The sequence below is a fragment of the Achromobacter sp. UMC71 genome, from assembly GCF_014170305.1.
In the GTDB taxonomy this organism is placed as follows: domain Bacteria; phylum Pseudomonadota; class Gammaproteobacteria; order Burkholderiales; family Burkholderiaceae_B; genus Achromobacter.
In genome coordinates, this window is sequence record NZ_LZZT01000042.1 from 1 (window position 1) to 12,411 (window position 12,411).

At 65.4% G+C, this 12,411-nt stretch carries 13 protein-coding genes; 4 read left to right on the top strand and 9 right to left on the bottom strand.

The window, feature by feature from the left end:
• Positions 1-217: 217 nt before the first annotated feature.
• The 4 genes from A9974_RS20445 (at position 218) to ftsB (ending at position 4,187) form a co-directional block, all read left to right on the top strand.
• Positions 218-1,870, top strand: coding sequence for a CTP synthase (locus tag A9974_RS20445; protein WP_183006009.1), 1,653 nt, complete (start codon positions 218-220; stop codon positions 1,868-1,870).
• A 203-nt stretch (positions 1,871-2,073) separates the two neighbouring features.
• Positions 2,074-2,358, top strand: a complete 285-nt coding sequence (locus tag A9974_RS20450; RefSeq protein ID WP_094825673.1) for a DUF1330 domain-containing protein — start codon at positions 2,074-2,076, stop codon at positions 2,356-2,358.
• Between the two features lie 4 nt (positions 2,359-2,362).
• Positions 2,363-3,649 carry a phosphopyruvate hydratase gene (gene eno, locus A9974_RS20455; protein ID WP_006218107.1) on the top strand — a complete coding sequence of 429 codons (1,287 nt, stop codon included), beginning with the start codon at positions 2,363-2,365 and terminating at the stop codon, positions 3,647-3,649.
• A gap of 64 nt (positions 3,650-3,713) precedes the next feature.
• Positions 3,714-4,187: a cell division protein FtsB gene (gene ftsB / locus A9974_RS20460; RefSeq protein ID WP_183006010.1), complete on the top strand. Its 474-nt coding sequence runs from the start codon at positions 3,714-3,716 to the stop codon at positions 4,185-4,187.
• A gap of 52 nt (positions 4,188-4,239) precedes the next feature.
• Here ftsB and A9974_RS20465 read toward each other — a convergent pair whose 3' ends face one another.
• The 9 genes from A9974_RS20465 to A9974_RS20505 all read right to left on the bottom strand — a co-directional run bounded on the left by A9974_RS20465 (position 4,240) and on the right by A9974_RS20505 (position 12,092).
• Complete coding sequence (locus tag A9974_RS20465) at positions 4,240-4,983, bottom strand: pilus assembly protein (RefSeq protein WP_183006011.1); 744 nt, start codon at positions 4,981-4,983, stop codon at positions 4,240-4,242.
• Positions 4,984-5,058: 75 nt separating this feature from the next.
• A complete protein-coding gene (gene hslO / locus A9974_RS20470; RefSeq protein WP_183006012.1) occupies positions 5,059-5,988 on the bottom strand; it encodes an Hsp33 family molecular chaperone HslO in 930 nt (309 codons plus the stop codon).
• Positions 5,989-6,074: 86 nt separating this feature from the next.
• Complete coding sequence (locus A9974_RS20475; RefSeq protein WP_183006013.1) at positions 6,075-6,596, bottom strand: gamma carbonic anhydrase family protein; 522 nt, start codon at positions 6,594-6,596, stop codon at positions 6,075-6,077.
• A 46-nt stretch (positions 6,597-6,642) separates the two neighbouring features.
• Positions 6,643-8,310, bottom strand: coding sequence for an acyl-CoA synthetase (locus tag A9974_RS20480; protein WP_183006014.1), 1,668 nt, complete (start codon positions 8,308-8,310; stop codon positions 6,643-6,645).
• A gap of 128 nt (positions 8,311-8,438) precedes the next feature.
• Positions 8,439-9,311, bottom strand: coding sequence for a UDP-2,3-diacylglucosamine diphosphatase (locus A9974_RS20485; RefSeq protein WP_183006015.1), 873 nt, complete (start codon positions 9,309-9,311; stop codon positions 8,439-8,441).
• A gap of 144 nt (positions 9,312-9,455) precedes the next feature.
• On the bottom strand, positions 9,456-10,181 hold the full coding sequence (locus A9974_RS20490) for a site-2 protease family protein (protein WP_183006016.1): 726 nt from the start codon (positions 10,179-10,181) through the stop codon (positions 9,456-9,458).
• A 22-nt stretch (positions 10,182-10,203) separates the two neighbouring features.
• Positions 10,204-11,112, bottom strand: a complete 909-nt coding sequence (locus A9974_RS20495; RefSeq protein ID WP_183006017.1) for a DUF2167 domain-containing protein — start codon at positions 11,110-11,112, stop codon at positions 10,204-10,206.
• Between the two features lie 115 nt (positions 11,113-11,227).
• The gene (locus A9974_RS20500) at positions 11,228-11,776 is read right to left on the bottom strand and encodes an RDD family protein (RefSeq protein ID WP_183006018.1); all 549 of its coding nucleotides are present in this window, start codon (positions 11,774-11,776) and stop codon (positions 11,228-11,230) included.
• A 127-nt stretch (positions 11,777-11,903) separates the two neighbouring features.
• Positions 11,904-12,092, bottom strand: a complete 189-nt coding sequence (locus tag A9974_RS20505; protein ID WP_006393542.1) for a hypothetical protein — start codon at positions 12,090-12,092, stop codon at positions 11,904-11,906.
• Between the last annotated feature and the right edge of the window lie 319 nt (positions 12,093-12,411).

A 12,411-nucleotide genomic window follows, 5' to 3' on the forward strand; every position in this document is an offset into this window, starting at 1 on the left:
GGGCAGGAGGGGCATCGGAGGGCGGGCTTCTCGGAAAGGCAAGGAAAATCGGGGACGAACATAGCATGAAGCGCGCAAGCAACACGCGTGGGGGCCGCTCTCTCGAGTGCTGCCAAATGTTACTCCTGGCCGCTAGGGGAAAACCCAGACAAGTTTCGCCTCCCGGCTATAATCCAAATTTCCCGCACGCGCCCGCTCGTCCCGGGCGCTTATTACGATGACCAAATACGTATTTGTCACCGGCGGAGTGGTGTCTTCCCTGGGCAAGGGCATCGCCGCTGCGTCGCTTGCCGCCATCCTCGAGTCGCGTGGTCTGCAAGTCACCATGCTCAAGCTCGACCCCTACATCAACGTCGATCCGGGCACCATGAGCCCGTTCCAGCACGGTGAAGTGTTCGTCACGGAAGACGGCGCCGAAACCGATCTGGACCTTGGCCACTACGAGCGTTTCGTTTCCGCCCGTATGCACAAGGTGAACAACTTCACCACCGGCCAGATCTACGAATCGGTGCTGCGCAAAGAGCGCCGTGGCGACTACCTGGGCAAGACTGTCCAAGTCATCCCGCACATCACCAACGAAATCCAGGACTTCATCGCCCGTGGCGCCGATGCCGCCTGGAACGGCAATACCGATGTCGCCATCGTGGAAATCGGCGGCACCGTGGGCGATATCGAATCGCTGCCGTTCCTGGAAGCCGCGCGCCAGATGAGCCTGCGCATGGGCCGCAACAACGCCGCCTTTGTGCACCTGACGCTGGTGCCGTTCATCGCGTCCGCCGGCGAGCTCAAGACCAAGCCGACCCAGCATTCGGTGCAGAAGCTGCGCGAAATCGGCATCTACCCGAACGCGCTGCTGTGCCGCGCCGACCGTCCCATCCCGGACGACGAGCGCGCCAAGATCTCGATGTTCTCCAACGTGCCCCTGGACGCGGTCATTTCCGTCTGGGACGCCGACTCGATCTACAAGATCCCGGCCATGCTGCACAAGCAAGGCGTGGACAACATCGTCTGCGAGGCCCTGGGCCTGACCCCGCCGCCGGCCGACCTGTCCATGTGGGACAACCTGGTCGACGCGCTCGAGCATCCGCAGCACCAGCTCACCATCGGCATGGTCGGCAAGTACGTCGACCTGACCGAGTCGTACAAGTCGCTGACCGAAGCCCTGGTTCACGCCGGCATCCACACGCGCTCGAAGATCAACATCGAGTACATCGACTCGGAAGACATCGAAACCCGCGGCACCGACCAGCTCAAGCACCTGGACGCCATCCTGGTTCCGGGCGGCTTCGGCAAGCGCGGCACCGAAGGCAAGATCGCCGCGATCCGTTACGCCCGTGAAAACGGTGTGCCTTACCTGGGCATCTGCCTGGGCATGCAGCTGGCCGTCATCGAGTTTGCGCGTCACGTGGCAGGCCTGGGTGGCGCCAACAGCACCGAATTCGATCCCTCGGCGCCGCACCCCGTGGTGGCCCTGATCACCGAATGGATGGACCGCGAAGGCAAGGTCGAAAAGCGCGACAATTCGTCCGACCTGGGCGGCACCATGCGCAAGGGCGCGCAGCGCGTGCCGATCAAGGCGGGCACCCGCGCCCAGACGATCTACGGCGACGAAGTCAACGAGCGTCACCGTCACCGCTACGAGGTCAACAACGTCTACGTGCCGCGCCTCGAAGAGGCCGGTATGGTGATCAGCGCGCGCACCCCGACCGAGAACCTGCCGGAAATGATGGAACTGCCCGACCACCCCTGGTTCGTCGGCGTCCAGTTCCACCCGGAGTTCACGTCGACCCCGCGCGACGGCCACCCGCTGTTCTCCAGCTACATCCGCGCCGCCATCGAGCAAAAGGCTCGCCGCGGCCAGGAGGCCTGATGCGCGCCTGCGGCCTCGAGTTCCGCATGCGGATCTTCGGGGCCGCGGGCCGTTGCCCCCACGCCGCCCTATACGGCGGCGCTGCTTTCGGATACAACCAATTAGCATCGGATATGCGTCGCCAGCCGCCTTTGGGCGACACTGGCGGCGTTGTCGTATCCGGCGTCAGATACCAACCAACGCAACTGCCCTGAAGGAACCCCATGAGTGCTTACCTCATCGCCGACGTCACGGTGACCAAGCCCGCACAATACGAGGACTACAAGCGTCTGTCCACGCTCGCCATGCGTGCGTACGACGCCAAGATCCTGGTGCGGGGCGGCGAGTCCAAGCACCTTGAGGGCCGTGAACCTGGCCGTACCGTCATCATGGAGTTTCCGTCCATGGCCGCGGCCCAGGCTTTCTACGACTCCTGGCAGTACCGCCGTGCCCGCAACGCCCGTGAAGGCGCGGCCGTCATGAATATGTTTATCGTTCAGGGAATGTAAAGTCATGAGTGCAATCGTCGATATCATCGGCCGCGAGATTCTGGATTCGCGCGGCAACCCCACCGTGGAATGCGATGTGCTGCTGGAATCCGGCGCCATGGGCCGCGCGGCCGTGCCGTCGGGCGCATCCACCGGCGCCCGCGAAGCCATCGAGCTGCGCGACGGCGACAAGAGCCGCTATCTGGGCAAGGGCGTGCTGCGCGCCGTTGAAAACCTCAATACCGAAATCTCCGAAGCGCTGATGGGCCTGGACGCCCAGGAGCAGACCTTCGTTGACCGTACCCTGATCGAACTGGACGGCACCGAGTCCAAGGAACGCCTGGGCGCCAACGCCATCCTGGCCGCCAGCATGGCCGTGGCCCGCGCCGCCGCCGACGAATCCGGCCTGTCGCTGTACCGCTACTTTGGCGGCAGCGGCCCCATGAGCATGCCCGTGCCGATGATGAACGTCATCAATGGCGGCGCGCACGCCAACAACACGCTCGACCTGCAAGAACTGATGATTCTGCCGGTGGGCGCGGGCAGTTTCCGCGAAGCCCTGCGGTGGGGCGCCGAAGTGTTCCACATGCTCAAGAAGCTGATCCACGGCCAGGGCATGTCCACCGCGGTGGGCGACGAGGGCGGTTTCGCGCCCAACGTGCCCAGCCACGAAGCCGCCATCCAGCTGATCCTGAAGGCCATCACCGAAGCCGGCTACGAGCCGGGCACGCAGATCGCCCTGGGCCTGGATTGCGCCAGCTCGGAGTTCTACCGCGACGGCAAGTACACGCTGGCTGGCGAAGGCGGCATCTCGCTGTCCTCGCAGGAATTCACCAACCTGCTGGCCACCTGGTGCGACAAGTACCCGATCATCTCGATCGAAGACGGCATGGCCGAAAACGACTGGGACGGCTGGAAGCTCCTGACCGACCAGCTCGGCAAGAAGGTGCAACTGGTGGGCGACGACCTGTTCGTCACCAACACCAAGATCCTGCGCGAAGGCATCCAGAAGGGCGTGGCCAACTCGATCCTGATCAAGATCAACCAGATCGGCACCCTGACCGAAACCTTCGCCGCCATCGAAATGGCCAAGCGCGCCGGCTACACCGCCGTCGTGTCGCACCGTTCGGGCGAAACCGAGGATTCGACCATCGCCGACATCGCGGTGGCCACCAACGCCATGCAGATCAAGACCGGCTCGCTGTCGCGTTCGGACCGCATGGCCAAGTACAACCAGCTGCTGCGCATCGAAGAAGAGCTGGCTGAGGTGGCCTCGTACCCCGGCCTGGAAGCCTTCTACAACCTGCGTTAACTGTGGGCCGCGGCGAGCGCCGCCGCGGCTGTTTTCACGCCACGACTGCTGAGGGTTCCTGCGTATGCGCCTGTTGTTCCTGGTGCTGTTCGTGCTGCTAGGCCTGATCCAATATCCGCTTTGGCTGGGTAAGGGCGGGTGGTTCAAGGTCTGGGACTTGCAACGCCAGGTATCGGCGCAGCGCGAGACCAACGAAGGCCTGCGCGCGCGCAACGCGGCGCTCGAAGCCGAAGTGCGCGATCTGGAAAATGGTTCCGGCGCCATCGAGGAACGGGCCCGCGGCGAACTGGGCATGATGCGCGAAGGCGAAGTCTTCGTGCATATCCTGCCGCAAAACACGCAGCCGCCCGCAGGCGGCGCCTCGCTCGCGACCGACGCCGCAGCCAAACCCGCCACCGCCACGCGCGCCAGCGCGCCGGCGGGTGCCGCCAAACCTGCGGCGGCCAAGCCGGCCGCCGCCAAGCCCGCTGCCGCGCAGCCGGCCGCCCGGCAGGGCAACGCCAGGCCGGCCAACGCCAATACCCCCCGCCAGCAGTAGCCGCCACGCCCGCCGCTGAGCGCGGCAGACGGATCCTCGTTTGCCGCGCCCATCAGGGGCAGCGCAGGCTGCGGCATGCGCCTTGCACCATGCCGGCCGGATACGCCTTGCCGGCCGGCCAGTCCACCGGGTGCGACTGCATTTCCATTTCGAGTTCCATGCCAATCGGCGCCAGGCCGCGCGCCTGCGCGGCGGCCGCGTAGCTGCCGTCAGCCTTGGACAGCGCCGCCAGCAGCATGCGCAGCGGTGGCAAGAGAGGTTGATACAGGTAGGTCAGGCGCAGCTTGAGCGTGTTGGCGCGGAAGATGCTGCGCGTATCGGGCAAGGGCCGGCGCGCATGTTGCAGGTCCTGGTAGTTGTGGTCGATGGCGCGCAGCCCGCGAGGCGCGGCTGTGTCCAGCCCGGGGCGGGCGTGGTCGCGGAATGCCTGGGCGTCAGGTTGCAGGATTTCGATGCGCCAGGGCGTCGTGCCCGCCAGGGCGGCGGCGCGGTCCAGGTCCTGTGTCTGGCGACGGCGGGCGCCGGCTGCGCCCTGGGCGTCGGCGTGCAGCGGCAGCAGCCCTTGAAGGAATGCCGCCCGGATGCGGGCAGGATCGCCGTGCGAGGTGGCGCCGGCCCGAGCGGCTTCCATCAGGGCCAGGTGGGCGACCTGGCGCACGCCCTGCCAGCGGGCCGCTTCGATGGTCAGCAGGCCCAGCAGCAGGACGGCCGCCCCGGCGGCGGCGAATTCAATGGCGGCGGCCCCGCGTTGCGGCGGGCGCGCGGCGCGCGGGCGGGCAAGAAAAAAGGCGGTCATGGCCGGGCCAGTGTGGCGCGGGCATGACCGCCTGTCGATTCGTAAAGCCCGAGGGGTGACCCTTGAGCGGGCGCCCTAATGCACCGTCGGCGGCACCTCGCCGCTGGGGGGCGAGTTGGGCGTGAACAGGGCGGCGCAGTCGACGGCGTCGAAGGCGTAGGGCTTGCCGCAGAAGTCGCAGGACACGTCGACCTGGCCGCGTTCGGCCAGGATGTCGTTCACTTCGTCTTCCCCCAGCGAACGCAGCATGCTGGCGACGCGTTCGCGGGTGCAGGGACAGTGCCAGCGCACCGGCTGCGGGTCGAAGGCCACCAGGGTCTCTTCCCAGTACAGGCGGTGGATCAGCGTGTCGATGTCGGTGGCGAGCAGTTCGTCTTGCTTGAGCGTGGTGGCCAGCGCCACGGCGCGGTCCCAGGTCTCGGTGGCGGCCTGTTCGCTCAGGATGGGCGCATCCGAACCGCCATGGTGGGGCAGGCGCTGGATCAGCATGCCCGCGGCGTGTTCGGCGTCGGCGGCCAGCCACAGGCGGGTGTCCAGCTGTTCGGAGGCCTTCATGTAGTGCTGCAGCGCCTCGGCGACGGTGTCGCCTTCCAGGGGCACGATGCCTTGGTAGGTCTGCTGGCCCGGCACCTTGCGCTGGGGATCCAGCACCACGATGAAGCGGCCATTGCCGCCGGGATTCAGCAGGCTTTGCATGTTGCCTTCGGCCGGAATCTCGTGGCCTTCGCGGACCTTGACGGTGGCGCGCAGGCTCAGGTCGGAGCGGCACTCCACCACCAGCAGGGCGATCGGGCCGTCGCCCTGGATCTGCAGCACCAGCGAGCCGTCGAACTTGATATTGGCGGCCAGCAGGGTGGACGCCGCGACCAGTTCGCCCAGCAGGTGGGTGATGGCGGGCGGATAGTCATGGTTGGCCTGGACGGCCTTCCAGGTGTCCGTGAGGCGCACCGCTTGGACGCGGACGCTACGGTCTTCGAGGAGATATTTTTTAAGCTGATCGGTCATGGGGGAATGTTAGCCGATCGGACGGCCCGATTTCCCCTGCCGCCAGCAGGGGTGTTGGGCCGTTCCAGGCCTTGCCGGGGGCGGCTTTACGCCAGCCGTTTCAGCGCCGTCTTGTAGTGTTGGCCTCGCGCCACGTAATGGGCGGTGTTCTTGTGCAGGTTGGCGATTTCCTCGGCCGACAGCTCGCGCACGATCTTGCCGATGCCGATGACCAGGGAATTGTCCGGAATGACCCGGTCTTCGGGGATGATGGCGCCCGCGCCGATCAGGCAGTTGCGTCCGATCACGGCGTTGTTCAGCACGATGGCCTGCATGCCCACCAGCGCGCCTTCGTGGATGGTGCAGCCATGCAGCATGGCCTGGTGGCCCACGGTGACGTTGGGGCCGATGGTCATGGGACAGCCCGTATCCACGTGCAGCACGCTGCCTTCCTGGATGTTGGTGCCCTGGCGGATCACGATGGCGTCGTTGTCGCCCCGGATCGAGACGTGCGACCAGATGCTGACGCCCGCCTCGAGCGTGACATTGCCGATGATGTCGGCGCTATCGGCCACGTAGGCCGCGGGATCGATGCGGGGAATGAGGTCGTCGAGCTGGTAAATGGGCATGCCCTGTCTCCGGATGCGACGGCGAGCCAGGCGGGCCCGCCCGTCTTCAGTGTGGCTTGGCGGCCCGCGCGCGTTCTTCTTCGCGCAGGCGCAGGATGCGACGCTGGATTTTACCGGTGGTGGTCATGGGCAATTCTTCGACGAACTCGATTTCCTTGGGGTACTCGTAAGGCGCCAGGCGCTCGCGCACGTGTTCCTGCAGGTTCTCGACGATATCGTTGCGGTCGCGCTGGGCGAATTCCGGGGTCAGCACCACGTAGGCCTTGACCACCGCGCCGCGCTCGGCGTCCGGCTTGGGCACCACCGCGGCATTGGCCACGGCCGGATGGCCGATCAGGCAGCTTTCGATTTCGCCGGGGCCGATGCGGTAGCCCGACGACTTGAATACGTCGTCGGCGCGGCCCGCGTACCAGAGGTAGCCGTCGGCATCCACCCGGGCCAGGTCGCCCGTCAGGCACCAATCGCCCTTGAATTTGGCCTGGGTGGCGGCCTCGTTGCGCCAGTACCCCAGGAACAGGACGGGGTCGGGGTAACCGTGGATATCGTAGCGGTTGACCGCGATTTCGCCGGTTTCGCCGGCGGCCACGGGTTGGCCCGCATCGTCCAGCACGGCCACGCGGTGGCCCGGGTAGGGCCGGCCCATGCTGCCCGACCTGGCGGGCCAGCGCTTCTGGCTGTTGCCCACCACGTAGTTCATTTCGGTCTGGCCGAACATTTCGTTGGGCGTCACGCCCAGGGCCGAACGGCACCATTCGAAGACGGTGTCGCCGACGCTTTCGCCCGCGCTCATGATGGCGCGCAGGGCCAATTGATAGTGGTTGCGCGGCTCGGGCACCGTTTTCATCATCATCTTCAGCGCGGTCGGGAAGAGGAAGGTGTTGGTGACCTGGTAGCGTTCCATCAGTTCGAAGGCGCGCTCGACCGAGAAACGGCCGCGGGTGCCGACGATGGGATGGCCGAAATACAGCGTGGGCAGCAACGCGTCCATCATGCCGCCGGTCCAGGCCCAGTCGGCCGGCGACCAGAACACGTCGGCCGGCCGGGGGAACCAGTCTTGCGAGGCCACGAAGCCCGGCAGGTTGCCGATCAGGGCGCTGTGAGGCAGCAGGGCGCCCTTGGGCGCGCCGGTGGTGCCGGAGGTATAGAGCAGGATGGCCGGGTCCGACGAGCGGGTGGGCACCGGCTTGAATTCGCTGGGCTGGCGCGCCAGCAGGCTGCGCCAGGGCAGCACGCGTTCGTCGGCAAAACCGATGCCGATGATCTGCTGCAGGGCGGGGCAGTGGTCGCTGACTGCCAGCAGGTTGGCGCTGGAGGCGTGGTCGACGATGGCGACACGGGTTTCCGAATCGCACAGGCGGCTTTGCAGGGCTTCGGGGCCGAACAGGGCCGACAGCGGCAGCACGACCGCGCCCACGCTGTAGATGGCCATGTGGGCGACCACGGTTTCCGGGCGTTGCCCTAAAACCACACCGACCCGGTCGCCGCGGGCCACGCCCATCTTCACCAAGCCGTTGGCCAGCTGATTGGCGGCCTCGGCCAGCCGCGCATAGGTCCAGACCTCGCGGTTGCCGGCTTCATCTTCGTAGTAGATGGCGATGCGCCGCGCATCCGGACTACTGGATGCCCAGCGGTGGCAGCACGCTTCCGCAATGTTGAACTGGGTGGGAACCAGCCAGCGGAATGATTGGTAGAGCGCCTGATATTGGTCGTTCATGGCCCTATGTTGTAAGCATGTTGCAGCGTGCACGGGTCAGTTTTTGCCCGTTGCCCCAACTGCAAGCATGACCTAGAGGGCCGTGAACTGCAATATCCCCGTTGCGTAACGGGGACGTATAAGGGTTATCACGGGTGTTTGCCTTGGCGGCGCAGCGCGGACGGCAAGGCGGGTAGCGACAGCGAGCGAGGCTTGCGCTGGGCCGGATCGGCCTGCCGTTCGGCCTGGATGGCGGCCCAGTCCAGCAGCTGCAACTGGCCGTCGTGGGTTTCGGCCAGGGCCGACAGGCTTTCCACCCAGTCGCCGTCGTTGCAGTACAGGATGCCGTTCACGTCGCGCATTTCGGCCTTGTGGATGTGGCCGCAGACCACGCCATCCAGGCCGCGGCGGCGGGCTTCGCCTGCCAGCGCCTCTTCGAAGTCGGTGATGAACGACACCGCGTTCTTGACCTTGTGCTTCAGGTACTGGGACAGCGACCAGTAATGCAGCCCCAGGCGGTGACGCAGGCGGTTGAAGTGGTGGTTGATCCACAGCGCCAGCTGGTACAGGCCGTCGCCCAGGTGCGCCAGCCAGCGGCTGTGCTGGATCACGCCGTCGAACTGGTCGCCGTGCAGCACCAGCAGGCGCAGGCCCTTGGCCGTGACGTGCACGTCCTCGTCCAGGATTTCGATGTCGCCGAAAGCGTAGCCAGCGAACTCGCGGGCGAATTCGTCGTGGTTGCCGGGGATGAACACCACGCGGGTGCCGTTGCGGGCCTTGCGCAGGATGCGCTGGATCACGTCATTGTGGGCCCGGGGCCAGTGCCAGTGCTTGCGTAACTGCCAGCCGTCAACGATGTCACCCACCAGATACAGGGTGTCCGATTCGTTGTGCTCCAGGAAATCCAGCAGGAACTCCGCCTTGCACCCGGCGGTACCCAGGTGAATATCGGAAATCCAGAGAGCGCGCCAGTGCGTGGGGCGGATTTCGTTCACGGTCGTATCCATGTGGGCTGTCGTCATGCCTGGGAATGAGACCACGGTGCGATGACGGGGACATGAAGAATCCGTGACGCTGTTGTGACGGCGCGGCCGCTTGTCGCGAGCGCGTGTCGGGTACCCGCTGTTCAGGCGCAGGCGCGGCGGCAGCCTTCCCGCTGGCGGGGCTCAACCGCGCAGGTGGCCCAGCATCTCGTGAACGTCGTGGGCCATGATGGCCAGGATGCAGACCAGCCCCAGGTAGGCGCAGGTGTAGGTCACCTTGCTTTCCAGGGAGGTGCCGTAATAGGCCTGGTTCTCGGGCAGCGACGGGTCGTACTTGAAGGCCCGCAGCACGTTGGGAAACGCCAGCACCGCCACCAGGATCAGGATGGGGCTGGGACGCCAGAAGAACATCGCCACCAGGATCGGCACGCCCACCAGCCAGATGCGCGGCGAAAGCACGGCGGTGATGCGCCCGCCGTCGAACGGCGACAGCGGGATCAGATTGAACAGATTGATGAAAAAGCCCGCGTACGACAGCGCCAGCAGCAGGTCGCTGCCGGTGCTGCGCGCGGCGAAATAGCAGGCCAGCGAGGCCACCGTGCCGGCCAAGGGGCCGCCCAGGCCCACATAGGCCTCGGTGTCGGCATCATGCGGCATCTCTTTGAGCTGGATCCAGGCGCCGACGAACGGGATGAACACCGGTGCGCCCACATCCAGCCCGCGTTGGCGCGCGGCGATGTAGTGCCCCATTTCGTGCAGCAGCAGCAATACGACAAAGCCCACGGCGTAGCGCCAGCCGAAGATGAAGGCGTACGCAGCCACCGACAGCAGCATGGTGCCGCCGGTAGCCAGCAGCTTGCCGAACTTCAGGTACTTGAAGCCGGAAAGCAGCAGCAGAATCAGTTTCATCGTCGGTGCCGCACGGTAGCGATCAGGGCTGCTGCTGGTCAGCCTTCTTGCCGCGCATGCGCTTCCACAAGCCGCCGCCCAGGGCGGCCGCGGCCAGGATGCCGACCTTGGCGAACTTGGCCAGGAAGGCGGCGATCACGGCGAACAGGCCCAGTTTCTTGGCGGCCACGCCAGCAACCAGTGCGGCCAGGCCGTACTCGGCTACCTTGTCGGTCGACGCGTTGAAGTCGGCGTAGCGTTTGCCTTCGACGTACTTCAGGTTGTCCAGCAGCGTCAGCACGGCGGTCTTGTCCTTGGGCACCAGGTTCTTCTGGGTGATCAGGTCCAGCGTGATGTAGCCGTCGCGGCCCAGCGCGTAGGTGTTGTAGTTGACGGTAGGGTTGTCATTGCCGGCCTCGCCTTTGTGCTTGACGGCCACCGACCAGACCAGGCGCTGGGTGTTGCTGTCGTACTTGGGCGCTTCGACCCAGCCGTCCATCACCAGCTCGGGAAAGCCGCGCTTCTTGCGTTCTTCGTTGGACTGCTCCGTGCCTTCGCGCAGGCTGTCCAGCAGCTCGTTGACGTTCCAGTTCTTGGCGTCGTCGTCCTTGATGTAGCCGGCCTTATCGAAGTTCACGGTGATGACCCAGTCGTCATCGTCGCTCTTGGGCATGACCACGCCCAGCAGCGACGGGTCTTTGCCGTTGCCGTAAGCGGCCATCAGGCGGTCCGCCTGGGCGCGCGGCACGAAGAACATGGACTCGGGCAAGGACACCACGGCCTGGTCGCCCAGCTTCACATCGGCGGGGCCTGCCTGGGCGGCGGCAAAGGCGGCTTTCATCGCCGCTTCGATTTCCTGTTGCGCGGCGGCATTCTGGGCGGAGGCGCCAAACGGCAGGAACAACAACACGCTGGCGGTGGCCAGCGACAGGCGGGAAAGGAAAGCGCGCATGATTTTTTCGAGGCGTCTATGAAAGGGGCCTCATTGTCTTTGCGACTGACTTTCAACTTTCTGAAAGCAATCAGCAAAATCGCCGCACGATTTTGCTAGTTGTAAGCAGGTATGTTCAGCGGGCTTTCAGCGCCCGCGCATCGTGGGATTCAAGCGTTTTTTGGCGCTGCGGCGCGTTGCGCAGGCGCGTGCCCAGGATGCGGTCGTGCAGGAACTGGCCGTCCGGATCGAACCAGGACCAGATGAAGATCGTGAAGGGGGCGGCCACGATGAACATGTCCACCGACGACCAGCCGGTGGCGCCCGCGGCGGCCCAAACGAGCGCGGCGCCCGCCAGCACCAGGGGCCAGGCCAGCACGTAGCGCAGGATCAGGCGCGGCGTGGACGGGGTGTTGCCGTCGCGATCGACCAGCCGGATGTTCCAGGTCTTCATGGGCAGGGTCTGGCCGCGGCGGCGCCAGCACAGCACGAAATAGGCGCCGATGGCCACGAACAGCCAGGCCTGGCGAGCCAGTCGCAGGTCCAGGGCATTCTTGCTCTGGGTCAGGGTGTCCATCAGATAACCGGCCAGGAAAACCACGCCGAACAGCAGCACGGCTTCGTACATCATGCAGGCGAACCGGCGCAGCCGGTTCGGGGTCTGGTCGAGGAGGGCGTCTGTCATGGGCCGGTATTATCCGACAAAGCGGCCGCCGACCCATAAAAAAAACCCGCCGGTAAGGGCGGGTCTATAAAAGGGGCTATGCAGCCCCCAAGGGGAAAACTTTCAGGCCAGGGGCCTGGGGTCCTGCTTAGGCGGCGGAGTGCGCGTTCTTGGCGCTCGTCTTGCCAGCCAGGGCACGGACGCCGTGGGCCAGCTTACGCAGGCCTGCGGCCAACGCACGCATCGGATGCGGGCGGAATTGTTCTTCAATAGCCTGGAGCATCAGTTGGCGCTCGAGTTCGTCGGTCAGGCGGATAGTGTTGTTCGGGTTGATCACAATAGCCTCCACGGGCTTGCACAGTTGTTTAGCTACTAGGGATAACCCGAATTATAGGGTTAACCCTGAACCTGTGCAAGTGCCTGGTGCATATCGGCAACACCTTGGTGCTGATGATGCCCCAAATCAGCGCCGCCGGGCACCATAAGCAAAGATACGGATGCCATGTTGCGGCGCTTTTACAACGAGCGGGGCGGGGGGAAAAGCGTGCCGCCACCCGGGGGACATGGCATCCGTATCTTTGCTTATGGTGCCCGGCGGCGCTGATTTGGGGCATCATCAGCACCAAGGTGTTGCCGATATGCACCAGGCACTTGCA

What these genes read in the sequence shown, in the direction of transcription:
- A9974_RS20480 (WP_183006014.1), bottom strand. Translation starts at nt 8,310, where the DNA reads ATGAACGACCAATATCAGGCGCTCTACCAATCATTCCGCTGGCTGGTT.
- ftsB (WP_183006010.1), top strand. Translation starts at nt 3,714, where the DNA reads ATGCGCCTGTTGTTCCTGGTGCTGTTCGTGCTGCTAGGCCTGATCCAA.
- A9974_RS20485 (WP_183006015.1), bottom strand. Translation starts at nt 9,311, where the DNA reads ATGACGACAGCCCACATGGATACGACCGTGAACGAAATCCGCCCCACG.
- eno (WP_006218107.1), top strand. Translation starts at nt 2,363, where the DNA reads ATGAGTGCAATCGTCGATATCATCGGCCGCGAGATTCTGGATTCGCGC.
- A9974_RS20465 (WP_183006011.1), bottom strand. Translation starts at nt 4,983, where the DNA reads ATGACCGCCTTTTTTCTTGCCCGCCCGCGCGCCGCGCGCCCGCCGCAA.
- A9974_RS20490 (WP_183006016.1), bottom strand. Translation starts at nt 10,181, where the DNA reads ATGAAACTGATTCTGCTGCTGCTTTCCGGCTTCAAGTACCTGAAGTTC.
- A9974_RS20475 (WP_183006013.1), bottom strand. Translation starts at nt 6,596, where the DNA reads ATGCCCATTTACCAGCTCGACGACCTCATTCCCCGCATCGATCCCGCG.
- A9974_RS20500 (WP_183006018.1), bottom strand. Translation starts at nt 11,776, where the DNA reads ATGACAGACGCCCTCCTCGACCAGACCCCGAACCGGCTGCGCCGGTTC.
- A9974_RS20445 (WP_183006009.1), top strand. Translation starts at nt 218, where the DNA reads ATGACCAAATACGTATTTGTCACCGGCGGAGTGGTGTCTTCCCTGGGC.
- hslO (WP_183006012.1), bottom strand. Translation starts at nt 5,988, where the DNA reads ATGACCGATCAGCTTAAAAAATATCTCCTCGAAGACCGTAGCGTCCGC.
- A9974_RS20495 (WP_183006017.1), bottom strand. Translation starts at nt 11,112, where the DNA reads ATGCGCGCTTTCCTTTCCCGCCTGTCGCTGGCCACCGCCAGCGTGTTG.
- A9974_RS20450 (WP_094825673.1), top strand. Translation starts at nt 2,074, where the DNA reads ATGAGTGCTTACCTCATCGCCGACGTCACGGTGACCAAGCCCGCACAA.